Origin of the sequence: Streptomyces sp. NPDC005722, assembly GCF_040630935.1 — a bacterium.
GTDB lineage: Bacteria > Actinomycetota > Actinomycetes > Streptomycetales > Streptomycetaceae > Actinacidiphila.
In genome coordinates this window covers 158095-182593 of sequence record NZ_JBEXYN010000015.1, presented here as the reverse complement: position 1 = coordinate 182593, position 24499 = coordinate 158095, and the positions used below count along the sequence as shown (strand labels likewise).

Below are 24499 nucleotides of genomic sequence, written 5' to 3'. Positions count from 1 at the left end.
TCACCCGGCAGCGGCCTGCCCGCGCGGTGGAGGCCCCTCAACCACACCCGGTCCGTGCCGGGACGAGGACGAGGGGCCGTGGTGGGAACCGACAGGCGAAGAGACGGACGGGCGGCGGCGCGGGGAGCACGGCGTCTGCCGGCCTTGATATCCACGCTGTTCCTGCTGGTGGGCGCCGGGGTGACCTTTCTCACCGTCCCGTCGGCGGCCGCCGACCCCATCGGCGAGTGCACCGGGACCAGGGGCGCGATCGTGGCCGTCGACTTCGGTCCGTTCGGCGGCACCGTGGAGCGCGGCTGCGACACCACGCCGAACACCGGCTACGAGCTCCTGCACGACGCCGGCTTCACCACCGAGGGCACCGAGCACGACGGCCCGGCGTTCATCTGCCGCATCGGCCTCGGCACGTTCAACTCGGGGACGCAGTACCCGACTCCCGACAAGGACACCTGCGTGCTGACCCCGCCGGCGACGGCGTACTGGTCGTACTGGCTCGCCGCACCCGGCCAGGACGACTGGTCCTACAGCCAGTTCGGGGCGATGGACCGCAAGCTCCACGACGGTGACGTCGACGCGTGGGTGTACGGCGGCACCGACATCGGTGGCAGCACGGGCAAGCCCTCCTTCAGCCCCGACGACGTCCGCGCAGGCGGTGACGGAGGCCCGACGGACCCGACCGGCGAGCCCACCGGCGAGCCGGGGGACGTCGACCTGGACGGTGCGGCGGCCTGGCTCAGGGGCAAGCTCACCGCCGGGGAGCGCATCGTCGACGACGGCGCCGAAACCCCCAACTACCTGCTGACGACCGAGACGGCGTACGCGCTGGCCGCCGCCGAAGGCAAGAGCGAGACCGTCGACAAGATCACGGCGTTCCTCGCCGCCCACACCGACGACTACGCCTACCCCGCCGGGACGGACGAGGCCCCCGACGCCACCGCCGCCGCCCGCCTGGCCCTCCTCGCCGAGGTCACCGGCGGCGACCCGGCCGACTTCGGCGGCCATGACCTGACCGGCGACCTCGAGGGCAACGTGTGCGCCGCCGGCCCCGAGTCCGGCGAGCCGACACCCGGTTGCACCGCCAAGGGCGACTTCCGTAACGCCACCTACACCGACGGGCAAGCCCTGTCCGTGCTGGCGCTCCTGCGTGCGGGCGTCACGCCCCCGGCCGACACACTGGACCGGCTGACCCAGGTCCAGTGCCAGGACGGCGGGGTCACCAGCATCCTCATCCGCCCCGGCGAGTTCTGCGACGGCGACCCCGCGACCACCGCACTCGTCGCCCTTGTCCTCCAGAAGGCCGACGGGCACGACGACGCCGTGGCCAAGGCCCGCGCCTACCTGAAGAAGGCCCAGCGCGAGGACGGCTCGTTCCCCGGCTACACGGGCGCCACCACCGGCAGCGTCGCCGCGACCGCCTGGGCCTCGCAGGCCCTGCGCGCCCTCGGCGACACCGGCCTGGCCGACGCGGCGGTCGGGTGGCTGTCCCGGCAGCAACTTGACGACGGCGGGTTCGGATTCGAGGAGGGCGCCACGGAGTCCTCCCTGTACCCGGCGCCGCCCGCGGTCCTCGCCGGAGCCCGTACCAGCCTCGTCGACCTCACCGCGAAGCCCGACGAGCCGACGGACCCGCCGACCTCGCCCACGCCGACCGGCGGCCCCGGCACCCCCGCCGGTGACGGGCCCGACCTGAAGAAGGGCGTCGCCTACCTCACCAGCGACGACAACCTGAAGCAGGGCCAGTACTACACGGCCGGCCCCGGCACCGAGCGGGCGGACTTCGGCCTCACGATCGACGGCGCCTACGCGCTGGCGGCGACCGGCCTGAACGACGCCAAGCTGCGCGGCATCGTCGACTTCCTCGACCACGGAGGCAAGGACGGCGAGGGCCGCACGGTCAACGACTGGACCGGCATCGGAACCCCGTACGCGGGCGGCGCATCGATCGGCAAGGCCGCCCTGCTGGCCGAGGCCGTCGGCCGCGACCCCCGCGACTTCGGCGGCAAGGACCTCATCGCCGCCCTGGACACGGCCGTCTGCACGGAACCGAGCACCGCCCCGGACACTTCGTGCCCCGCCAAGGGCGCCTACACCTACGCCCCGTCGGTGTTCTCGCAGTCCCTCGCGATCATGGCGCAGCTGCGCGCCGGGGAGAAGACCGCGGCCGAGAAGCCGATCGCGTACCTGGAGAGCCTGCAGCAGGACAACGGCGCCTGGCCGAGCCTGATCCCCGCCACCGACGACTCCGACGTGGACTCCACCGCGATCGCCGCCATGGCCCTGGACCTGGCCGGCGGCGAGAGCGCGGACAGGGCCGTCGACAAGGCGCTGGCGTGGCTCGCGTCCAAGCAACTGCCGGACGGCGGCTTCCCCGGCGCGGCCGGGAACTCCGTCAACTCCGCGGCACTGGCGGTGCAGGGACTGTCCCTGGACGCGACCGTCTACGCCGGCGAGATCGCGAAGGCGCAGCGGTTCCTGGCCTCGCAGCAGAACGACGACGGCGGCTTCAACGTCGCCAAGGAGGGCCAGCGCGGCTCGGACCTGCGGGCCTCCACGCAAGCCGTGGGCGGCGCGACCGGCATCTCCTTCGGCACGCTCGACCGCGACCTGAGCGGTACCTCGCCGCAGCCCACCGCGAGTACCAGCACCCCGGTCGTCATCACGCCGGACGGCACCGGCGGTACCGGTGGCACCGGTGGTGGCGGCGCCCTGGCGTCCACCGGCGTCCAGGTGAGCGTGCTCGCGGCGCTCTCCGCGGGCCTGGTCCTGGCCGGCTGGCGCGCCGTGGTCGTCGCCCGCCGTCGCGCGGACGCGGGAGGCGGACAGTGAAGGCGCTGCGTGACCTGACGCGGACGGCCGCCCGGTTCGCCGGGGCGCTCGGCCTCACGCTCGCGGCGCTCGGGGCGACCACCGCCCCGGCCGCCGCCGACCCCCAGGCGATGGGCCGCTGCACCACCACCTCCGGTGCGGTCCTCGCCGTCGACTTCAGCCACTGGGGCGGACCGATCCTCCGCTCCTGCGGTACCACGCCGACCACCGGCTACGAACTGCTCAACCAGGGCGGCTGGCGCACGGTCGGCACCGGCCACGACGGCCCCGCCTTCATCTGCCGGATCAGCTACAGCGGCTACAAGAACGGCACGCAGCACCCGACCGCCCGGGAGGACAACTGCGTCCTGACCCCGCCCGCCTCGGCCTACTGGTCGTACTGGCACGCCGACCCCGGCCAGAACGACTGGGAGTACAGCCAGCTCGGCGCCATGCTCTACAAGCCCAAGCCCGGCAGCGTCGATCTGTGGACCTTCGGCGCCACGAACATCGAGGGGACCCAGGGCCGCCCCACCGTCACCCCCGACCAGTTGCGCGCCCACAACACCGAGCCGCAGGGCGACGCCGGCAAGCCGGCCTCCACCGCCAAGGCGCCGACCCTGCCGCCGGGCACCGACACCGGCCCCGTCCCGGTCACGAAGAACGCGAAGCCGTCCAAGGCCACCCCCACGCCCAAGCCGACGCCCAAGCACACCACGTCGCCGACGCCTTCGGCCCCCAGCACATCGCCGACCCCGTCCCCGGATCCGTCGCCCAGCTCGGCCCCGGCCGGGATCACCCTGTCGCCGAGCCCGAGCACCCGGGTCGTCGACGCGGCCCCGGCTGCCGACGCGAGCTACGACGCGGGCTCATTCGTGCCGCTGATCGCGGGCGGCGGGCTGGCGGCGCTGATCGTCGGCGCCGCGGTCGTGTCCGGACGCCGTCGCCATCGGAGCGAGTGACCCGTATGACCCGCACCACTGTGGCGACCCCGCCCGTGCCCGGCACCCGGCCGGACACGGGCGGCCGCCGTCTGCCCCGCACCCTGCACCCCGTCGCCTGGTGGATCTGGGCGCTCGCCCTGGCCACCGCGGTCAGCCGCACCAACAACCCGCTGCTGCTCGTCCTCGTCCTGGCCGTCCTCGGCTACGTCGTCACCGCGCGGCGCACCGAGGCGCCCTGGGCGCGCGGCTTCGTCTACTACCTCTACCTCGCATTGACCGTCGTGCTGATCAGGGTCGTCTTCCGGGCCGTCTTCGCCACCGGCATCACCCCGCACGACCACTTCCTCTTCTCGCTGCCGCGCATCCCCACCCCGGACTGGTACGCCGGCATCCAGATCGGCGGCCCGGTCTCCCTGGAGGCCGTGCTGTCCGCCGCCACCGACGGCCTCCGCTTGGCGTGCATGCTGTGCTGCATCGGCGCCGCCAACACCCTGGCCAACCCCAAACGGGCCCTGCGCATCCTGCCCGGCGCCCTGTACGAACTCGGAGTCGCAGTCACCGTCGCCATCAGCGTGGCACCGCAACTCGTGCAGAGCGTCCAACGCGTCACGCGCGCCCGCAGGCTGCGGGCCGGTCGTGGCAAGGGCCTGCGGGCGCTGCGCGGCATCGTCGTCCCGGTCCTGGAGGACGCCCTCGAACGCTCCCTGCGACTGGCCGCCGCCATGGACTCGCGCGGCTACGGCCGCGCAGGCACCGCCACCCGCCGCTCCCGACGCCTCACCGGCGCATTGATGCTGCTCGGCATGTGCGGCCTGTGCGCCGGCGCCTACGGTCTCCTCGACGCGACCGCGCCCCGCTTCCTCGGCCTGCCCGCCATGGCCACCGGGGCCGTGCTGTGTGTGGCGGGGCTGCGCCTGGGCGGACGCCGCGTCACCCGCACCACCTACCGGCCCGACCCGTGGCGGCTGCCGGAGTGGGCCGTCGCGGGCAGCGGCGTGATCTCCGCCGTGCTGCTCTTCGCGGGCCTCGGCTACGACCCCGCCCAGCTCAACCCGACGTTCTACCCGCTGAGCTGGCCCACGCTCCCGCTGGTACCGACCGGCGCGATCCTGCTAGCCGGCACCGCCGGATTCCTCGCACCGCCACCAGGCGCACACCCCTCCGCGGTTCCCGCGCCGCGTACCGAGAAGGCCGACGCCACGTGATCACCTTCGACCAGGTCACCATCGAGTACGACGACGCGGCGGGCCCTGCCCTGCGCGACGTCGACCTGACGGTGGAGGAGGGCGAACTCTGCCTCGTCGTCGGCCACACCGGCGTCGGCAAGTCCACCCTCCTCGGCGCCGTCAACGGCCTCGTGCCGCACTTCACCGGCGGCACCCTCCACGGCAGGGTCACCGTCGACGGCCGCGACACCGCCCACCACCCGCCCCGCGAACTCGCCGACGTCGTCGGCGTCGTCGGCCAGGACCCCCTCGACGGCTTCGTCACCGACACCGTCGAGGAGGAACTCGCCTACGCCATGGAACAGCTGGCGATCCCGCCCGCCACCATGCGCAAACGCGTCGAGGAGACCCTGGACCTGCTCGGCCTCGCCGACCTGCGCCACCGGGCCCTGTACGAGCTGTCCGGCGGCCAGCAGCAGCGCGTCGCCATCGGCTCCGTCCTCACCGCCCACCCCCGCGTCCTGGTCCTGGACGAACCCACCTCCGCGCTGGACCCCACCGCGGCCGAGGAGGTCCTCGCCGCCGTCACCCGCCTCGTCCACGACCTGGGCGTGACCGTCCTGATGGCCGAGCACCGTCTGGAGCGGGTCGTGCAGTACGCGGACCGCGTCATCCACCTGCCCGGAGACGGCCGCGCGGTCATCGGCGAGCCGGCCGGGATCCTGCGCACGGCCGACATCGCACCCCCGATCGTGGAACTCGGCCGCGCCGCCGCCTGGGATCCCCTGCCCCTGTCCGTACGCGATGCCCGGCGCCGCGCGACCCCCCTGCGCACCCGCCTGGCCGGGCACACCCCGAAGCCCGTCCGGTCGGCGCAACCGCAGAACCCGGAGCGGCTGCTGACCGCACGGGGTGTGACGGTGACCTACCGCGGGGTCCCCGCCGTTCGCGAGGTCGACATCGACCTGTACCAAGGCGAGGTCACCGCACTCATGGGCCGCAACGGCTCCGGCAAGTCCTCCCTGCTGTGGGCACTCCAGGGCTCCGGCCCCCGCCGCGCCGGCACCGTGGAGGTGACCGGGACGGGCGCCGAGCCCGCGGCCGACCCGCACACCAAGTCCGCCGCCGAGGCACGCCGCCTGGTCGGACTGGTTCCGCAGACCCCCGCCGACCTCCTCTACCTCGAAAGCGTCACACAGGAACTGGACCAGGCCGACGCCGAGTCCGGCCCCGGCGAGGGAGCACGTGCCGTCCTCGACCGGCTGGCCCCCGGCATCGACGACACCACCCACCCCCGCGACCTCTCGGAGGGACAGAAACTGGCCCTGGTCCTGGCCGTCCAACTTGCCGCGGCACCGCGCATCCTGCTCCTCGACGAGCCGACGCGCGGCCTCGACTACCGGGCCAAGACCGAACTCATCGGCATCGTGGACGCCCTGGCCGCCGGGGGCCGGGCCGTCGTCATCTCCACTCACGACGTCGAGTTCGCCGCCCGCGCCGCCGACCGGGTCGTGGTCATGGCCGAGGGCGACATCGTCGCCGACGGCCCCACGGCCGACGTCATCGTCGCCTCACCGGTCTTCGCCCCACAGACCGCGAAGATCCTCGCCCCGCTCCCCTTCCTCACCGTCGGCCAAGTCGCCACCGCACTCGCCGACGAGGCCGGTGACATGCCATGACCCTCTCCGCCGCGCCCGCCATCCGCCTCACGCCCCGGGTGGCCGTCGTCATGGCCCTCGCCGCGTTCCTCGGACTGGTCGCCTTCTTCTGGCCGTTCGTCGTCGCGCCCGGAAAGTTCGGCGCGGCCTACACCCCGCCGCTGATCTTCGGTGTCCTGCTCGTCCTCGTGCTGTGCGTGGTGCTCTCCGAGATCGCCGAGGGCGGCATCAGCTCCAAGGCGCTCGCCATGCTCGGCGTCCTGTCCGCCGTCAACGCGGCGCTGCGCCCGCTCGGCGCAGGGACCGCCGGCATCGAGACCGTCTTCTTCGTGCTCGTCCTCGCCGGAAGGGTCTACGGCCCGGGCTTCGGCTTCACCCTCGGCTGCACCTCGCTGTTCGCGTCGGCCCTCATCACCGGCGGCGTCGGCCCCTGGATGCCGTACCAGATGTTCGGCTGCGCCTTCGTCGGCATGCTCGCCGGCTTCCTCCCCCGCGCCACCGGACGTCGCGAAGTCCTGATGCTGGCCGTCTACGGATCCCTCTCCGGCTACCTCTTCGGCTTCCTGCTCAACCTCTCCTTCTGGCCGTTCTCCCTCGACCCCAACAGCTCCATCGCCTACCTGCCCGGCCTGCCCTTCACCGAGCAGTGGCACCGCTACATCGCCTTCGACCTCGCCACCTCCCTGGGCTGGGACACCGGCCGGGCCGTCACCAACTTCGTCTGCGTCCTCCTGGCCGGTCCCGCCGTCCTCACCACCTTCCGCCGCGCCGCCCGCCGCGCCCGCTTCCAGGCACCCGTCCGCTTCGCTCCGAAGCGTCGCAAGGGACTGTGAAGCGCCCCTTGCCGGCGCGGTGAGGGGCGCAAGATCGGATGCGGCAAGCCCGCCGCGCCGGTCACGGTCTGATGGCATACGCATGGGCTTGGGTATCAATAGGCGTAACTCCGTGATGGGGAAGGCATCCCTGCGCCCGCGGAGCTGGTCGCCCGGGGCAAGTTCATCTGACCTCCATGTGATCGTCGAAAGAATGTCCGACTAGTCGTACAGAGTGCGGTTTCAGCGCCACCTTCCTAGCGCGCTGGGAACTCAGCCCCAGCCCGGCCGCACGAAAGATCCGCACCCGTGTCCGTTCAGCAGCCTGCCCGCTCGGGGCCGTCAGCCCGGCGCACGCTGCGCACCGCACTGACAGTTGCCGCAGTGGCGGTCTTCACCACTCTTGCCGGGCCTGCCCCCTCGGCGTCCGCGCACCCGTTCGGCCCGCCGTCCACCGGCGAGGTCAACGTCGACGGTTCCCGCCTCGTGATCGCGTGGAACACGGACAAGCTCGACTGGGTGGCACTGGGCCAGTCGCTGGGAGTGTTCAAGGGCCAGGCCAGTGGAGGAAGCTCCCCCAGCCTGTCCTTCGCAGAAAGGCTGGAGAGCTCGCCGGCCGTTCGCGACTACCTCGTCCGGCACATCACGGTGAGCCAGGCCGGCCACCCCTGCCACGGAGCGGTGGGGTCGATGGAGGACTTCCTGGCTCGAGGAGCACAGGTCGCGTTCGACTGTCCCGCCCCCGTGGTCGACGTGGATGTCACGATCAGCGCCCTCACCGATCTCCACCCGGCGTATCGCACCATGCTCACCTCCGCGGGGCCCGCCGAGCCGCAGCAGACCTTGTTCACCTCCGCCCGGCCGACCACGCACGTGCGCTTCACGGCCTCCGGTGGAAGCGTCCAGGAGACGGTGGCGGTCTTCTCCATCGGCACCTTGGCGGCCGCCTTGGCCATCGGCGGATTCGTCCTCCGGCGGTCGCGGCGCCGCAAGGCGGCACGGTTCGGTGGCCGTCCCCCCTCGGTTCAGCACTCCGCGACCGCGTCCCCGGCTCCGCCGAGCCCGGGCTCACCTGCGCACGACGTAGCACCCGCCGACACCGGCACTGGTACCAGGAGTAATGCATGACAGGGATAGGCAGTCTCGACAACCACCTGATCGCCCTGTTCGACGGCGGGTCCCTCTTCTGGGTGGTCCTGGTCGTCGCGCTCGGCGTCGGTGCGGCTCACGCGGTGGCTCCCGGCCACGGCAAGAGCATCACGGCCGCCTACCTGGTGGGAACCCGGGGGCACTACAAGGACGCCGCACGCCTCGGCGTCATCGTCGCGACGATGCACACCTTTTCGGTGCTGGTTCTCGCGCTCCTGTGGGTAGGGGTCAGCAGTACGGCGGTCAGCACCAAGACCGCCACCGCGTGGATGCAGGCCGCGGCGGGGGCGGTCGTCGCGATCGTGGGCGTGGGGCTGCTGTACCGGCACTTCCGTGGCCGCGGCCGTGCCCGCGGGCACGGGCACTCTCACGGACACCACCACGGGGACGAGCACGGCCACTCCCACGGGTCTGAGCACGACCACCCCCACGAGCACGGTCACGCCCATGGACATGACCACGGACACGACCACTCCCACGGGCATGCCCACGTGCACGAACACCACAGCCACGACACGGCTGTACAGGACGAGGTCGCCCACGCTCACCACCACGTCGAGCAGTTGACCAATCCCTGGTCCCGTCAGGGCCTGACGGCTCTGGCCCTCTCCGGGGGTCTGCTGCCGTCGCCGTCGGCCTTCCTGATCTTCGTCAGCGGGCTCCTCACGGGCCGTGCGCTCGGTGCCCTGGCCATCGTCATCACGTTCGGAGTCGGTATGGCGCTGACGCTCACCGGCGTCGGCGTCGCCACGATCCGGGGATTCGCGGTCGTGGAACGCCAGTTCCGGGGCCGCACCGCCACGGCCAAGCTGAGGAAGTGGACCCCCGTCCTCGCCGGCCTCGCGGTGGTGACGGCGGGCTGCTTCTACATCTTCAGCGCGGTCTCCACTCTGCAGGACGACGGGGACGACCTGGTACCGACGTCCAGCACGGCACAGCTTCCGTAGTACACGGCTTGCATTGCGCCCAGGGAAGTCACAGAAGCCTTGCGGCTGCGGCGCGGTCGGGGTGGCGGGGCCCGAGGAGGACGGTGGCCCCGGTGCCGCCCTCGGCGGGGTGCGTGGCCTGGGTCCAGCCTCGGCGCCGGTAGAAGCGCAGCGCGTAGGTGGCCTGAACGGACGTGAGGAGCCAGGCCCGGTCACCGGGGGCACCGGACGTGACGGCGTCCAGCAGACTCGCGGCGACGCCCGCGCCCTGGGCGGCAGGTCGAACCGCGAGTTCGTCGACCTCTCTGGCGCCGCACAGCCAGGCGTCTGCGCGGTCGGTGCCGAGGGCGGCCCGGACCAGGTCGTATGAGCGGCCTGTGGGGAACGGGGACGGTGTCGTCCACGCAGTGGCGAAGCCAAGGAGGTTGTCACCCTCGCAGGCGACGGCCGCGGTGAAGCCGGGTCGCGTGACGTCCCGGGCGAGGCGGTCGAGGTAGCGGTTCGTTTCTGTCTCGCCCTCGTTCCACGGGGGCGCGGAGAACGCCTCCCGATAGGCGGTGCGCAGCGCCGGGGCGTGGGCCAGGAGCCGGTCGGTGGTAACGAGGCGGATGTCGGTGGTCATGCCGCGGGAACCAGGGTGGCGTGGTTGAGCGGCGCGGAGGGGTCGATGGAGACCGTCAACGCCACGGGTTCCACACCCGCCCGCACCAGGAGGTCGCCGACGGCGGCGATCATTGCGCCGTTGTCGGTGCACAGACGCAGCGGCGGCACCCGCAGCCGGATGCCCGCCGCGGCGCATCGTTCCTCGGCGAGAGCCCGTACCCGGGAGTTGGCGGCCACTCCGCCGACGACGACCAGGTCCCGCACGCCGTGGGCGCGGCAGGCGGCAACGGCCTTGCGGGTGAGGACGTCCGCGATGGCCTCCTGCAGCGAGGCGGCGGCGTCCGGGACGTTCCCGTCGGGGTGGTGTTCGGCCCAGCGGGCGGCCGCGGTCTTCAGGCCGGAGAAGGAGAAGGCATACGGGTCGTCACGCGGCCCGGTCATCGGGCGGGGGAAGGAGATCGCGCGGGGGTCTCCGTCACGGGCGGCACGGTCGATGGCGGGGCCGCCGGGATAGGGCAGGCCGAGCACGCGGGCAGCCTTGTCGAAGCACTCGCCGGCGGCGTCGTCGAGGGTGTCACCGAGATGGACGATCGGATCCCGGGCCAGGTCGCGGACCAGGAGCAGCGAGGTGTGGCCGCCGGAGACGATCAGGACGACACAGGGGTTGGGCAGCGGCCCGTGCTCCAAGGTGTCGGCGGCCACGTGCCCAGCCAGGTGATGCACGCCGTAGAGCGGCACATCCAGGGCATACGCGTAGCTCTTCGCCGCCGCGACGCCGACCTGCAGGGCCCCCGACAGTCCGGGGCCGGTGGTCACCGCCACCGCATCGACGTCCCGAAGGCCGAGCCCGGCGTCGGCAAGGGCGGCCCGGACCACCGGGCCCACGGCGTGGACGTGAGCCCGGGCGGCGATCTCGGGCACGACACCGCCGAAGCGGGCGTGCTCGTCCATGCTCGACGCCACGGCGTGACCGAGCAGTCGGCCGTTCTCCACCAGCCCTGCACCGGTCTCGTCGCACGACGACTCGATGCCCAGGACCACCATGTTCGCCTCCCGACGCCCTTATTGCCAGCTACTCGCAATTGCATAATAGACGCATCTGTTGCCATGCAAACGCCCCCGGACCGTTCGGCGCGGTCCGGGGGCGTGGGTGTCGGCGGACCCCTGCACGGGGCTCAGTCGGCGTGCGGCTCTGCGGGGCGCAGGTTCGCCGTCCACTTCTCCTCGATGCGGCCGAACTTCCACACCAGCAGCGCCACGAGCCAGGTGGCGAAGAAGAGCCCGACGATGACGAAGCCGATGATGTTGAGGTCGAGGCCGGAGACCCAGTCCCAGAAGGCGCCGTGCAGGCCGGCCTTCTCCGCGATCAGGCCGAGCAGTTCGACCGTGCCGATGATGAGGGCGACTGCCACCGACAGTCCGGTGATCGTCAGGTTGTAGTAGACCTTCCGGACCGGCTTGGAGAAGGCCCATTCGTAGGCGAAGTTCATGAACGAGCCGTCGATCGTGTCGAGCAGGGACATGCCGGCTGCGAAGAGCACCGGCAGGCACAGGATCGCGTACCAGGGCAGCCCCGAGGCGGCGCCGGAGCCCGCGAGGACGAGCAGAGCGATCTCGGTGGCGGTGTCGAAACCCAGACCGAAGAGCAGGCCGAGCGGGTACATCTGCCAGGGCTTGGTGATGGACTTCATCAACCGGCCGAGGATCCGGTTCATGAAGCCGCGGTTGTTCAACTGCTCCTCCAGCGCGGCCTCGTCGAAGTGGCCGGACTGCATCTGCCGGAAGACCTTCCAGATCCCGGCCAGGATCAGCAGGTTGATGACGGCGATGACGTAGAGGAACGTGCCGGAGACGGTCGTGCCGATCCAGCCGGTGACGTTGTGCAGCCCGGAGTCGTCGTTCTCCACCGGCCCGGCCAGCGCCTTGACACCCAGCGACAGCAGGAAGGCCAGTCCGAAGACGATCGAGGAGTGCCCGAGGGAGAACCAGAAGCCGACGGAGAGCGGCCGCTGCCCCTCGCCCATCAGCTTGCGGGTGGTGTTGTCGATGGCCGCGATGTGGTCGGCGTCGAAGGCGTGGCGCATGCCGAGGGTGTAGGCGGTCACGCCGATGCCGACTCCGAAGGACTTCGTGCCGAGGCTGTAGTGCTCCGGGGCGACGACGGCCACCAGAGTGAACCAGCCGATCACGTGCAGGCCGACGACGAACGCCGCCATCCCTCCGACGCGGCCCCATTCCTGGGGGCTCAGCGCATGGCGGACACGGTGGATCAGGGGCTGGGCTCCCGGTGCGGCGGGCGGTGCGGTGGACATGAGCGCCTCTTTCTGGACATCCCTGCTGACATGCCAAATTAGGCGCGAGTGAAAATTACCTGCAATCTCTTTGCAGTTAACAACAAGTGCTCATAGGGCAATGAAGTGGTCAAGGGGAAGGCAGGCATGAACCCGACGGCAGCGACGAGAGACGCGTGGAACGCGAACCGCCCGGGCGGCCGTGAGGCAAGCCTGCTGCGGGAGTACGGCCTGCGATGCACCCAGCCGCGTTTGAACCTGCTGGCCCTGCTCCGCGCACATGACGGGCATCTCACCGCCAACCAGATCGGCGTCCACCTGGCCGAGCGGGGCACGCCCGTGAACATCACGACGGTCTACCGGACCCTGGAAGTCCTCACCGAGCGGGGCATGGTGAGCATGACCCACGGACCTTCCACCACCGTGTACTGCCTCACTCGCCGGCCCCACCATCACGCTGTCTGCAGTGGCTGCGGTCTCGTCGACAGAATGAGTGGCGACCGGCTCGCGGCGGCGGTGCTCGCCGCCGAACAGGCGACGGGCTTCCGCCTCGACGCCGCGGATGGCCTGGTGTTGCGCGGCGTGTGCCCTGGGTGCCGCGAGGGCGGGGCCGGCCGGGACCGGCGGGTTGCCGGTTTGGAAAGACGATCACCCCGCGGGAAGGACCGCACCCGGGACCGCGGGTGCGACGACTCCGAAGGCTGACGGGCCGACCCCGCCTGAAGGACATGCTGATGCACAAAGGTCGCTGTTGCAAGTTCCTCGCAATAAAGACGTAGGCTGACGGTGGCTCAACCGATCACATCGCCTGAAAGGGGCTGTGCCTGATGGGCACGTACGCGCTTCCCGACATGCCTTACGACTACGCCGCGCTGGAGCCGGCGATCACCGGGGAGATCCTCGAACTCCACCACGCCAAGCACCACGCGGCCTACGTCAAGGGCGCCAACGACACCCTCGAGCAGATCGCCGAGGCCCGCGACAAGGACGCCATCACCCCCACGGGTCTGGTCGGCCTGGAGAAGACCTTCGCCTTCAACCTCTCCGGCCACGTCCTGCACTCGATCTTCTGGCAGAACCTCTCCCCCGACGGCGGCGACCGCCCCGACGGGGCCCTGGCCGACGCCATCGACGAGCACCTCGGCGGTTTCGAGGCCTTCAAGAAGCAGCTCACCGTCGCCACCGCCTCCGTCCAGGGCTCCGGCTGGGGCGTCCTGGCCTGGGAACCGCTCGGCAAGCGCCTGATCGTCGAGCAGGTCTACGACCACCACGGCAACGTCGGCCAGGGCACCACCCCGCTCCTGGTCTTCGACGCCTGGGAGCACGCCTACTACCTCCAGTACAAGAACGTCCGCCCCGACTACGTCACCAAGCTCTGGGACCTCGTCAACTGGAACGACGTCGTCGCCCGCTTCGAGGCGGCGAAGGCCGCGTCCGGCGCCTGACGCGCACGGCCCGCGCCCGGCCCCGCTCGCGCCACGGGCGGGGCCGGCCGTGCGGGACGCCCCGCATGCCCCGCGGCCCGGGCAGGCCCCCTACCCGGCGGGCGGGTCCCGGCGGGACACTGACCGGGATCGTGCCGAACGGGACCAAGGGGGTACGGGATGACGTTCGGCTCCGACGACGCGGCGGCCTCGGCCGAATCCCCGGCGCGCCCCACGGCGCGGTCCCTGGCCCGGTCCCTGACGGCGCTCGGCCTCGAACCGGGCGGCGTCGTCCTGGTGCACGCCTCGCTGCGCGGCGCGGGCGGCACCCGCGCACGCACCATGCTCGACGCGCTGCTGCGTGTCCTCGGGCCGCGGGGCACGCTGGTGGCGCCCAGTTTCACGCCCGAGAACTCCGACTCCTCCGCCGCCCACCGGGCCCGGGTCGCCGGGCTGACCCCGCGGGAGGCCGCCGCCGTGCGGGGCGCGATGCCGCCGTTCGACCCGGCGTCGACGCCCGCGCCCGGGATGGGGGTGCTCTCGGAAACCCTGCGCGTCCGGGAGGGCGCGGTGCGCAGCGCCCATCCGCAGACCTCCTTCGTCGCGTACGGCCCGGCCGGGGGCACCGTCACGGCGGGGCACCGCGCCGACTGCCACCTGGGCGAGCGGTCCCCGCTGGCCGCGCTCTACCGGGCCCGCGCGAAGGTCCTGCTGCTCGGCGTCGGGTTCGACGTGTGCAGCGCGTTCCACCTCGCCGAGTACCGGGTGCCCGACCCGCCCCGGCGCACCTACCGCTGCGTCGTCCGGAGGGGCGGGCGGCGTTCCTGGTGGAGCTACGAGGACGTGGCCCTGGACGACTCGGACTTCACCCTGCTGGGTGCCGCGTACGAGGCCGGGGGCACCACCCGCACCGGCACCGTGAGCGGGCTCCGGTGCCGTCTGCTGGACCTGCGGGACGCCGTGGACTTCGCGGCGCGCTGGATGCCCGCGAACCGGCCGCGCCGGGCGGGCACCGGGGACAGCGGGCACGAGGGGGGCGGGGTCACCTGAGGTGGTCGAGCACCCGCCCGGCGCGCAGCAGTTGCAGGTCGTGCCGTACGGCCGCGGGGAGCGCGGCCTCGTCGTACGGCACGCCGTCCAGGAACTCGCGCAGGCCGACGTCGCCGACGCGCGACATCGTGTAGGGCGGGACGGAGTGGCGGGTGAGGACGAGGGGCCCCGGCGCGGCATGGCCGAGGGCCTGGGCGAAGACCGCGCGGACCCGGTGGAAGTGGCGTTCCTGTACGCCGCCGAGGTCGATCACGCCGGCGGCCCCGGCGTCGGGGGGCGTGGTGCCGCCGACTCTTCGCAGCGGCAGCCGGCCGAGGTCGTGCAGCAGCACGTGGGCCGCGGCGTACTCGAGGGTCTGCCGGTCGGAGAGGCTGCCGCCCTTCCCGTGGAGCCGCCGGGCGATCTCCGCTCGGGGCTCCTCCCGGAGCCGGGTGAGGAGGTCCCCGATCGGGTCCTCGTCCGCGGGCAGGGGGAGGTCGGTGAACAGCCCGTAGTGGCCCGCCATCGGCCCCCGGCCGAGGACCCGGCCCAGGTGCTCGACCAGGAGCCGGCCCTCCTCCGCGACGACCGGGGCGGGCAGGGCGTTGATGCGCGCGCCCAGTTCACCGACGTAGAGCACCTGCAGGTAGGGCAGCCGTCCGGTGACCGCCAGGATCCGTTCGGCCATGAGCACGGCGGGCAGTACGTAGCTCATCGCGCGCAGCGGCATGCGTACGGAGGCCCCGAAGACGACCCGCAGCGCCAGCGGCCCGTAGACCGCCTTGCTCACCACGTCCAGGAGCGGCTCGACACCCCCCTCCGGCAGCCCGCGGACGTAGCCCTGGAGGCGGGCCGTACGGCCGACGACGGCGTCGAGGAGGGACGGGCGCACACGGTTGACCAGCCCGGCGGCGGCGCCGTGCTCGGAGGGCCGGAACTGCGCCAGGCAGGAACGGACGTCGGCCTCGGCGAACGGGACCATGGTGTCCTGTCCCATCAGCGGGATCCCGCGCAGGACCCCGGTCAGCAGGTTCTCCTGCCGTTTGCCCAGCCCCTGGGCCGGGGCGGGGGCCGGCCCGGGGTCCGGGGCCGGTTGCGCCCGCGGGCCGGAACGGGACAGCGCCGCGGGGTCGACCCCACCCATCAATGAGTCGTGCATATAAAGTGATAGCCAGTCATACATGTGCTGCGGAACGGGTCATGACGAGACGTCAGCGGATTCTTCCATGATGACGCCAGTGCGGGCGTCCGTGACCGCGCCCGTTCGTACCGGTTCGGACGGGTGGGGGATGAAGAATACGTACACCTACGCCGTGAGTTACCTGCATGGCAGGGACGAGGCCTGGGTGGCGCGTTTCCTGGACGACCTGGACCGTCGGCTGGGCAGTTCCCCGGTCCGCTTCGTCCGGACGCCCGCGGACGGCGCACGCGGCCCGGGCTCCCCCGGGGTGGCCACGGCGGACCGCGTCCTCGTCCTGTGCTCGCCCGCCTACTTCAGCGAGGGACCCGCCGACGCGGACTGGGCGATGCTGGCCCACCGCACGAGCCTGGACCGCGCCCGCGGGGCACCGGAGAGCGGCATCGTGCTGCCCCTGCTCTGGGAACCCGTGCCCCAGCGGATGCCGGCCGTGGTCGCCGAGGCCGACACCTTCACGGCAGGACAGCCACCGCAGTACCGGACCCACGGACTCGCCCTGATGACGATGCAGGCGGCGCGCCACCGGGCCGCCCTCGACGAGGTGCTCGGCAACCTGACGCGGTGGCTCACCACGGACGCCCCCGGCGGGAGCGGTCCCGCCCCCGAGGACATCCCCGCCGAACTCCCCCCGGCCCTCGCCTCGGACGACGCCCGCTTCACCGGCCTGTACCGGGGCCTGCTGACGGGCACCACGTCCGGCGCCAACGGCGGGCACCCGCTGGGCCGACGGCTGAGCTGGCAGGACGGTCCGTCCCGGCGGCACACCCCGTCCGGGGAACCGGCCGCCGCCGGGCGGCGGTTGCTGCTGATCGGACCGGCGGGCTCCGGGCGCAGCGCGGTGCTCGGGCACCTGGCGGACCGCGTGGCGGCCGGCCCGGGCGGTGCGCCCTGGGGGTGCCAGGTGGCGTTCACCCTGCGGGCGGACGCCGGCGGGCTGCCCTCCCCCGACGGAATCGTCCAGGCGGCCGCCCCCTCGCTGGCCGCGCGGGAGCCCGCCGGCTGGAGCGCCCGACAACTGCGCGCCGGGCGGGCGCTGCTGGCCGTCCACGGCCTGGACCGGGCCCCGGTCCACATGCGCCCCGCGGCCTGGGAGTGGCTGCTGCGCACGGCCGAGCGCTACCCCGACGCGGTGATCCTGGTGGAGGCCAACGGCAGTTCGGTGCCCTGGCACCGGATCGACGGGGTCTTCACCCCGGTGCTCCTCGAACCCCTCGACCGTGCGGAACGCGAGGCCCTCCTCGCCGGCGGCGACCCCCTGGCGGTCACCCCCGGCGGCGGTCCCGCGCTCGCGTCGGTGGCCGACGACCCGCTGCTCGCGGACGCCGTGCGCTGGCCGTCCGCCGCGGTGGCCGTCCGCCACGCGGCACGCGCCGCGGGTGAGCGCGGACCGGACCGCATGGACCTGCTGCGTGCCGCGGTGGCCGCCGTCTGGCGCCCCGACCGGGAGGCCGCCCACACCCGCACCCGGGTGCGCGACAGCGTCCTGCGGGCAGCGGCCGGCGGCCTGGCGGCCGCGACGCTCGGCGCCGGGGACGCCCCGCTCCCGGCCGGCACCGCGCTCGACGCGCTGTACGGGCTGGGCACGCCCGGCCTCACGGGCACGGTTCCCCCCGACCGGCTGCTGTCGCAACTGGCCGACGAGGCGGGCATCCTGTTCTCGCCGGCTCCGGCGACGATCGCCTTCGCCGGCGACTCCGTACGGCAGTACCTGGCGGCGGAGCACCTGGCGGCCCACCCCGGCCCGGCCGGTGACGCCGTCCTCGCCGGTCACGTGGAACGGACGGGGTCCTCGGGACTCGCCCGGCTGGTGGCCGAGTTGAGCGCGGCCCGCAAGTCGCTGCCCGAGGTCCCCGGGCTGCTGGAGCACGGTGCCACCGGACGGCGGCTGACGGCCGGGGCGGCACCGGGGAGACCGCCCGCGGGTCCGCTCCTCGTCCGCTCCGCCGGCGAACTCGCCGGCCTGGCCGAGCGGGGGGAGACGGCGCCGGAGGTCTGGTGCCGGGGGCCGCTCGGGGATCTGGGGGCCGCGCTCGCGGGCATCCCCGGACTGCGCAGCCTGGTGATCTCGGACCACCCGGAGATGACCGCGGTGCCCGACCTGAGCGGCTGCGCCTCGCTCCGCTCGCTGCGGCTGGCCGACTGCCCCCGGCTGCACGACCTGAGCTCACTCGGCGGCTCCCCGGTGATGTTCCTGACGATCGCGCCCTGGCACCCGTCCCTCGACCTCCGCCCCCTCCGGGACGCGGCATGGCTGCGGAGGATCGACCTGGTGACGGCCGGCGCGCCGGGCGGCGCCGAGACCGTCCGCGCCCCGCGCGTGGGGCGGGCCGACGTGCGCGTGCACGCGCCGCCGGGCCCCCCGGAGGGCCTTCCCGGCCTGTAGATCGACTGCGACGCGGTCCGTTACAGTGGCGCCACGGCGCGTGGTGGCATGACGTTCTCGGGGGGCACATGCGGTACACCAAGGTCTTCGACCCGCAGGCGCCCGGCGCCGCCGAGGAGACCGGCGCCGGTGGGTCCCCGGGACGCCGGGACGACCGGGTGTACCTGTTCGACGAGGACACGGTGCTCGCCGTCAACGTCGCCCTGGTGACGCGCCGCCCCCTGCTGGTGCTGGGCCCGCCCGGTTCCGGCAAGTCCACGCTCGCGCCCAACGTGGCCCGCGTCATGCGCTACCGCTTCTACTCCGAGGTCGTCACCGCCCGCACGGAGGCACCGGACCTGCTCTGGCGCGAGGAGGCGTTCCGCCAGCTCAACGACGCCTCACGGGGCAGGCTCGGCGCGCCCGGCGACCAGCCGTACCACCGGCCCGGCCCGCTGTGGAAGGCACTGGACCCCGCGCTGGACGAGGCGGCCCCGGCCGGACTGCGCGACCGCCCCGCCGTGGTGCTCATCGACGAGATCGACAAGGCGGACCCCGACCTCCCCAACGCCCTGCTGGACCCGCTGGACAACCTGCGCTTCGAGGGCCCGGACCGCGGCCTGGTCACGGTGCGCCCCGAGATCGGCCCGCCGCTGGTCGTCATCACCACCAACGAGGAACGCGAGTTGTCGGCCGCGTTCCGCCGCCGCTGCATCCCGTTGCGGCTGCGGGTCCCCGGGCGCGACCACCTGCTGGAGGTCGCGCGGCTGCACATGGGCGCGGACTTCGATCCGGAGCTCGGCGCCGAGGTGGCCGACCTCTTCGTCGAACAGGGTGCGGGCACCGGTCACCTGACGGCGGCGAGCACCGCGGAGTACCTGGACACGCTGCGCGCCTGCCACGAGATGGGGCTGACCGCCGATTCCGAACTGTGGCGCAACGTCGCGCGGTTCGCCATGGTCAAGGACACCTACGAGCCGACGGCCTTCGCGTGAGCCGCGGTCCCGTGCACGCCGGAGACGTCGTGCGTGCGGCCGCCGCCCTCGGCATCCACGACCCCGCCGGTGTCCTGTCCCTGGTCCGGGCCATGGGTCTGCCCGGGCCCGCGCCGCGGCCCCCGGAGCCGGACGGCCCGGCGGCGCCGCCCCGGCCGGACCCCGGGCCCGCGCCACGGGTCCCTCCCGCCGGCCGGACGTCACCCCGCGACGAGGCCGTCGTCTCGGAGCCGCCGGCCGGGGCCCCGGCGGGCACCGCCCCCGCAGGGCGGTCGCTGCTCACCTTCGCGCCCCAGGAGACCCCACCCCCGGCCGGACAGACGGACGGTGGGCCGGCGGGGCCGGAAACGCCGCTCTTCGCCGACCGCGAGGAGGTCAGCGAGCGGCCGCTCGCACCGCCGTGGAACCCGCGCACCCAGCAGGCGATCATGCTCACGGTGGCGGCCACCGAGGCGCTCGGCAGGGAACTCGACCACCGCCGGCTGATCGACCTGCTGGTACGGCGGCTCGGCGGCCGGCTGCCCCCCGGCGGCCTGCGCCTGCCGTACCGCCGCCGTCCGACCACGCGGGCGGGTCTGCACGTGCTGCTGGACCGCAGTCCCTCCATGCGGCCGTTCCGCCACGACCACCAGTGGGTGGCCCGGCTGGCCCGGCAGGTGCTCGCCCCCGACCAGTTGCGGGTCCTCGACTTCCGACTGCCGCAGGGCGCCGGCACGGGCGGCGGCAGCGCGTGGGACCCGGCCGTGCGCCCGGCGCCCGGGACTCCCGTGCTGCTCGTCTCCGACCTCGGCCACCTGCGGCCTCCGGTGGCGACGCGCCACCAGGCCTCTCCGGCCGACTGGCTGGCCTTCCTCCGCCGGCTGCGGCACGCCGGCCACCCGGTGACCTGTCTGACCCCGTTCAGTCCTGACGTCTACCCGCCCGCGGTCCGCCGCATGGTGGCGCTCGTCCCGCTGGACCGCCGCACCTCGGTGTGGTCGGCCCGCTCGCAGATCAGGCGGCTGCGCCGCCGGGGGCCCGCGTGGTGACGGCGGCCGCCGGACGGAGTTCCGCAGCCAGGCTGGTGCACGAACAGCGCCAGGAGGAGCCGGACGTCGTCCGGCTGGCGCAGTCGCTGAGCCTGGCGGCGCAGGCCGAGCCGTACTTCGTGCGTGCCGCGCGCCTGCGGTTCGTGCCGCGCAGCAGCGCCGGGCTGGAGGCCCAGCTGTGGTTCTCGCCCCTGGTGGAGGCCGCGGGCGGCCTCACCATGGTGCTCGAACCCGCGGTGGCCGCCGTGCTGCGCCGGGAACTCGCCACGCGCGACCGCGCCCTGATGGCCTCGGTCCGCAGCTTCACCGAACGCGCCCACCACGACGCGCCCTTGGCCGTGCGCACCTTCGAGACCCTCCTGTGGACGGGCACGGCGCAGGCGGCGCCCGCCGAGGGCGACATCCGGCGGGAGCTGGAGCCTTTCCTCGACCGGGTGCTCGCCGGTGGCCCCGAGTCCCTGGAGGCCGGCCGGTGGGCGATCCGCCACCTGCCGCGGCTGCCCGACGCCGTACGGGACTCCGCGCCGGCGCGGCGGCTGCGCATCGCCGCCGCCGAACGCCTCGGCCTGGAACTGACGCCGGCCGCCGCGGGACTGCTCCCCGAGGAGGTGACGACGGTCCGCAGGATGGTGCACGGGGACGTCGACATCGGGGTCCGCGCCGAGCCGGGCGGCATCGTGCTGACCAGGCCGCCGGAACGCGACGCCCAGGTGTGCCAGGTGAGCGGGGCCGCCCGGGTCAGGCTGCGGCTGCGGGCCGCCCTCCCCGGGGCGGCCTGGCACGACCTGGACCTCCACGACCGCAGGCGGGCCGCCGCCGCCCTGGACGTGGTGGCCGCGGCCCGGCTCGACGGCAGCCTGGACGGTGCCCGGGCGGAACTGGGCGACGTGGTGCGCTGCGTCTGGGCCGGGGAGCACGGGGCACTCGCGGTCAGCGCGGGGGGCCGCACCGAGATCCGGGTCGACGCGTCGGGGCGCGTCCTGGTCGCGGACCTCCCGGTGCCGCCCGACCTGCTGGCGGTCGCCGACGCGGGGCCGCCGAGGGCGGCGGCGGCCGGCGGTTCCGGGCTCCAGGTCGTCGGGGCGGCCCTCGACGCCTCGGGCGAGGTGACGACCCATCCGTGGTCCCCCGCGCCGACCGCACTGGGCTGGGCGGCCCCCGGCGGGCCCGGCAGCGGCCCGGCCGTCCTCTGCGTGGCGGCGGGCCGGAAGGTGCACCTGCTGGCCGACGGCGACCCGCGGCGCGTGGTGCTGACCCTCGATCACCCGGCGGACGTCACCCATCTGTGGACGTCGGTCTCGGCGGCCCTGGTCGCGGTCGCGGACGCCGAGGGCCGGGTCGTGGTCCGTCATGCCGCGGCCGGGAACGGCATGGTCGCCCGGCCCTTCGCCACCGGCGGGTCGCCGGTGACCGCGCTCGCGGGCGACCCGCTGAGCGGGGACGTCGTCTGGGCCACGGGCGACGGGCGGGTGTGGCTGGCCCGGAGCCCGGAGGACGACGCGCCCGGCCCGGTGCCGCTCGGCAGGCTGCCCCGGCCGGCCACCGCGCTGGCCGTCTCCGCCCACGACGCCGCGGTGGTCGCCGCGGACGGCGGACGGCACCTGCTGCGGCTGCGCCGCCCCGCGCCCGGCGCCGCGGAGGACCCCGGCGCCGCGCCGCTCCCCGGTGCCCGGTTGCCGTTCCAGGTGCGCGAGGTGTTCACCGCCGGCCGGGGCCGCCTGATGCTCACCGGAACCGGTGGACCGGTCGAGATACGGTCCGAGGACGGCCGGGTCCACCTCGTACTGCCCCACTCCGCCGCCGCGTCCGCCCCACGGGCTCCAGGGCCGTCCTGGCTGCGGGAGTCGGTCGGCGTCGCGCTCCCCGCCGCCGGGACGGACCCGCCGCCCGGGGAGCTGCTGCGTGCGGCCCGTCGCAGCGGCATCGGCCACATCCGCCTCTCCGGGCCGGTCCTGGCCGATCCCCGGGGCACGGAACTCGCCGTGGAGCGGGCCGCGGAGGCCGGGCTGCGTGTCGTCGCCGGGTTCGGCGCGCCGGCTCCGGGGGCGGCTCCCGCCGACGTGCTGGACGAGGCGCGGCGCCTCCTCGACGCCCGCGTCGACGCGCTGCTGCTGGAGGACCTGCCGGCCTGGCCCGCCGGTCTGCCCGACGACCTGCGGCATCTGACGGACGCCTATCCCGGTGCGGCGCTGATCGGGGCCGCCGGCCCCGGGCCCTCGGACGGCGACGTACCGCAGGAGGCGCCCGGACGGGCCGCCGTCCATCTGACGGTGGGTCCGGCGCCGCTCCCGCTGCCCGGGTCCTGGACGGCCGCCCCCGGAACGGCCTGGGCACTCCCCGAACGGCCGGCCGCCGACCCGGGCGTCCTGCTGGCCCTCCCGGGCTGCCACGAGGTCCCCGTCGCCCTGCTGACGGCCACGGGGTCCAGGGCGGAGGCGCTGCGCGTGCTGCTGTCCGTCAGGGCCCGCCAGCAGGCCCTGGTCCACGGCACCGTCGACGCCGCGCTGCCCGAGCCGGTGCCGGGCGTGACGGCGCTGTGGCGGCGGCACGGCAGCGAGGCCGTCCTGTGCGTGGGCAACGCCACCGACGCGGCGGTCGGCGTCACCGTACCGGCGCCCCCCGACGGACCGGAACTGGTCGGGATCGGCACGCTCGGTACGCCGGACCGGTCGCCGGACGCCGCACACGAGGGCGCCTCCGGAACCGCCGGAGGGCGGTGGCCGGTCACCGTCCGTCCGTCGGCCGGCGGGTACCCGGTCACCGTGGCCGCGGGCGAGACCCACTGGCTGAGCCTGTGGGAGAACACCGACCCCGGATGGCGGCCGGGCGCATGATCGGGACGACGTCACGCCCGCTGGTCTTCCTCAGCCGCAGCGAACGCCCCGGCTGCGCCTGCACGTGCTGGCCCGCCAGGAGATCCGTGATCGGCCTGCTCGAGTCCGCCGGCTGCGAGCCGATCGTGATCGACCGGGAGACGCTGGTGCCGGGCCAGGACTGGATGGAGGCGATATCCGACGGCATGGGCAACGCCCACGGCATGGTGCTGCTCGCGTCGCCGCACGCCGTCGAGTCACCGCACGTCCAGAACGAACTGGCGATGGCCGAACTGCGCAACCGCCACGACGGCTTCCCCATCATCCTCGTGCTGCTCCCGGAGATCGACCGGGAGAGCCTGGAGGCCAGCCGGCTGGGTTCGCTGAGCCCCACCCGGCGGCAGAACATCGACTGGCCCGCCGACGGCGACCTGGCCGAGGTCGTCCGGGACATCACACCGCAACTGGAGCTGATGAAGGCCCAGGTGAACGAGGACCGGGTGCACCAGCGGGTCGTGCAGCACCTGCGCGAGGTCGACGGGCCGGTGCTCAGCCGCGCCGGGGACAGGCTCGGCGTGTCGCGGGAGATCCTGCTGCCCCTGATGCACCACCGCGTGGCGGAGGGACTGCTCACGGAGCGCCGCAGCGAACCCCAGGACGACCCGCTGCGCGCGGCCCTCACCGAACTCCTGCCGCTCCAGGCGAGTTCCGGATCGCGCGAGGTGATCGAACTCAGCGTCACCCACGCCCGGGTCCCGGCCGCCGACTCCCGGCGCATCAACGAGGTGCTCACGGCCCCGGCCGCGCCGCGCGCCGCGGTGCTGCCCGCGCACTCCACCGAGACCGCCCGGCGCTTCGTCCACCGCGCCAGCGGGCAGCCCGTCGCCTGGGACCACTTCGTGGTGCCCATCGACGCGGGGTCCGGGGTCGCGGAGAGCCTCGTCGACGGTGTCCGCGACCACCTGGCCGAGGTGGACGTCCACGACCTGGAGACCCTGCTCCAGCACGAGCACGACTTCGGCCCGGTGGTGGTGATCGTGCCGCATCCGCCGGACCCCGACCTGATGGCGCGGCTCGGCGAGGAGTTCCCGGCGGGTGTCCTGTTCCTCTTCGTGGTCGACGGCGACCTCGTCGGCACCGTGCCCGATCCGCTGCCCCGGCTGCAGGGGCTGCCCCGCCCGCACGAGGACGAGATGAACCGCACGATCCGCACCTTCGTGCGCCGGTACGCGGGCCGCAACTGACGCCGGGCCGCCCCCGGGGATCGGGGGCGTACCGGCGGTCCGGCGGTCCGGC

19 protein-coding genes are annotated in these 24499 nt (G+C 74.0%); 15 read left to right on the top strand and 4 right to left on the bottom strand.

From position 1 onward, the window contains the following. The first annotated feature begins 81 nt into the window (after positions 1-81). The 7 genes from ABZ479_RS19725 to ABZ479_RS19695 all read left to right on the top strand — a co-directional run bounded on the left by ABZ479_RS19725 (position 82) and on the right by ABZ479_RS19695 (position 9481). Positions 82-2826 carry a prenyltransferase/squalene oxidase repeat-containing protein gene (locus ABZ479_RS19725; protein ID WP_500462785.1) on the top strand — a complete coding sequence of 915 codons (2745 nt, stop codon included), beginning with the start codon at positions 82-84 and terminating at the stop codon, positions 2824-2826. 5 nt (positions 2827-2831) lie between these two features. Continuing rightward, a complete protein-coding gene (locus ABZ479_RS19720) occupies positions 2832-3767 on the top strand; it encodes a hypothetical protein (protein WP_500462784.1) in 936 nt (311 codons plus the stop codon). Between the two features lie 5 nt (positions 3768-3772). Further along, positions 3773-4954, top strand: a complete 1182-nt coding sequence (locus tag ABZ479_RS19715; RefSeq protein ID WP_500462776.1) for an energy-coupling factor transporter transmembrane component T — start codon at positions 3773-3775, stop codon at positions 4952-4954. Next, a complete protein-coding gene (locus tag ABZ479_RS19710; protein WP_500462775.1) occupies positions 4951-6594 on the top strand; it encodes an ABC transporter ATP-binding protein in 1644 nt (547 codons plus the stop codon). The genes ABZ479_RS19715 and ABZ479_RS19710 overlap by 4 nt, the downstream gene beginning before the upstream one ends. Next, complete coding sequence (locus ABZ479_RS19705; RefSeq protein WP_500462774.1) at positions 6591-7406, top strand: ECF transporter S component family protein; 816 nt, start codon at positions 6591-6593, stop codon at positions 7404-7406. The genes ABZ479_RS19710 and ABZ479_RS19705 overlap by 4 nt, the downstream gene beginning before the upstream one ends. Positions 7407-7694: 288 nt before the next feature. Continuing rightward, on the top strand, positions 7695-8513 hold the full coding sequence (locus tag ABZ479_RS19700) for a hypothetical protein (RefSeq protein WP_500462773.1): 819 nt from the start codon (positions 7695-7697) through the stop codon (positions 8511-8513). After that, positions 8510-9481, top strand: coding sequence for a HoxN/HupN/NixA family nickel/cobalt transporter (locus ABZ479_RS19695; RefSeq protein ID WP_500462772.1), 972 nt, complete (start codon positions 8510-8512; stop codon positions 9479-9481). Before ABZ479_RS19700 ends, ABZ479_RS19695 begins: the two co-directional genes overlap by 4 nt. A gap of 28 nt (positions 9482-9509) precedes the next feature. On the opposite strand, the gene ABZ479_RS19690 is transcribed toward ABZ479_RS19695, so the two are convergent. From ABZ479_RS19690 to nicT, 3 genes are all read right to left on the bottom strand, one after another. After that, positions 9510-10082: a GNAT family N-acetyltransferase gene (locus tag ABZ479_RS19690; protein ID WP_500462771.1), complete on the bottom strand. Its 573-nt coding sequence runs from the start codon at positions 10080-10082 to the stop codon at positions 9510-9512. Next, positions 10079-11107, bottom strand: coding sequence for a tRNA (adenosine(37)-N6)-threonylcarbamoyltransferase complex transferase subunit TsaD (gene tsaD, locus ABZ479_RS19685; RefSeq protein ID WP_500462770.1), 1029 nt, complete (start codon positions 11105-11107; stop codon positions 10079-10081). Before tsaD ends, ABZ479_RS19690 begins: the two co-directional genes overlap by 4 nt. A gap of 131 nt (positions 11108-11238) precedes the next feature. Beyond that, on the bottom strand, positions 11239-12375 hold the full coding sequence (nicT, locus tag ABZ479_RS19680; protein WP_500462769.1) for a Nickel transporter NicT: 1137 nt from the start codon (positions 12373-12375) through the stop codon (positions 11239-11241). Between the two features lie 126 nt (positions 12376-12501). On the opposite strand from nicT, the gene ABZ479_RS19675 reads away from it, so the two are divergent. From ABZ479_RS19675 to ABZ479_RS19665, 3 genes are all read left to right on the top strand, one after another. Continuing rightward, entirely contained in the window at positions 12502-13059 is a 558-nt protein-coding gene (locus tag ABZ479_RS19675) for a Fur family transcriptional regulator (protein WP_500462768.1), read from the top strand. A 122-nt stretch (positions 13060-13181) separates the two neighbouring features. Then, a complete protein-coding gene (locus tag ABZ479_RS19670; protein WP_500462767.1) occupies positions 13182-13799 on the top strand; it encodes a superoxide dismutase in 618 nt (205 codons plus the stop codon). A gap of 159 nt (positions 13800-13958) precedes the next feature. Continuing rightward, complete coding sequence (locus ABZ479_RS19665) at positions 13959-14828, top strand: AAC(3) family N-acetyltransferase (RefSeq protein ID WP_500462766.1); 870 nt, start codon at positions 13959-13961, stop codon at positions 14826-14828. Here ABZ479_RS19665 and ABZ479_RS19660 read toward each other — a convergent pair. Continuing rightward, complete coding sequence (locus ABZ479_RS19660; protein ID WP_500462765.1) at positions 14821-15951, bottom strand: hypothetical protein; 1131 nt, start codon at positions 15949-15951, stop codon at positions 14821-14823. The genes ABZ479_RS19665 and ABZ479_RS19660 overlap by 8 nt on opposite strands. A 169-nt stretch (positions 15952-16120) precedes the next feature. On the opposite strand from ABZ479_RS19660, the gene ABZ479_RS19655 reads away from it, so the two are divergent. From ABZ479_RS19655 to ABZ479_RS19635, 5 genes are all read left to right on the top strand, one after another. Continuing rightward, the gene (locus ABZ479_RS19655) at positions 16121-18388 is read left to right on the top strand and encodes a large ATP-binding protein (RefSeq protein ID WP_500462764.1); all 2268 of its coding nucleotides are present in this window, start codon (positions 16121-16123) and stop codon (positions 18386-18388) included. 68 nt (positions 18389-18456) lie between these two features. After that, on the top strand, positions 18457-19362 hold the full coding sequence (locus tag ABZ479_RS19650; RefSeq protein WP_499600964.1) for an AAA family ATPase: 906 nt from the start codon (positions 18457-18459) through the stop codon (positions 19360-19362). Beyond that, the gene (locus tag ABZ479_RS19645) at positions 19359-20390 is read left to right on the top strand and encodes a hypothetical protein (protein ID WP_500462763.1); all 1032 of its coding nucleotides are present in this window, start codon (positions 19359-19361) and stop codon (positions 20388-20390) included. The genes ABZ479_RS19650 and ABZ479_RS19645 overlap by 4 nt, the downstream gene beginning before the upstream one ends. Beyond that, positions 20384-23224 (top strand): hypothetical protein, encoded by a 2841-nt coding sequence (locus ABZ479_RS19640; protein WP_500462762.1) that lies wholly within the window; start codon positions 20384-20386, stop codon positions 23222-23224. The genes ABZ479_RS19645 and ABZ479_RS19640 overlap by 7 nt, the downstream gene beginning before the upstream one ends. After that, positions 23221-24447: a toll/interleukin-1 receptor domain-containing protein gene (locus ABZ479_RS19635; RefSeq protein ID WP_500462761.1), complete on the top strand. Its 1227-nt coding sequence runs from the start codon at positions 23221-23223 to the stop codon at positions 24445-24447. The genes ABZ479_RS19640 and ABZ479_RS19635 overlap by 4 nt, the downstream gene beginning before the upstream one ends. The last annotated feature ends 52 nt before the right edge of the window (positions 24448-24499 follow it).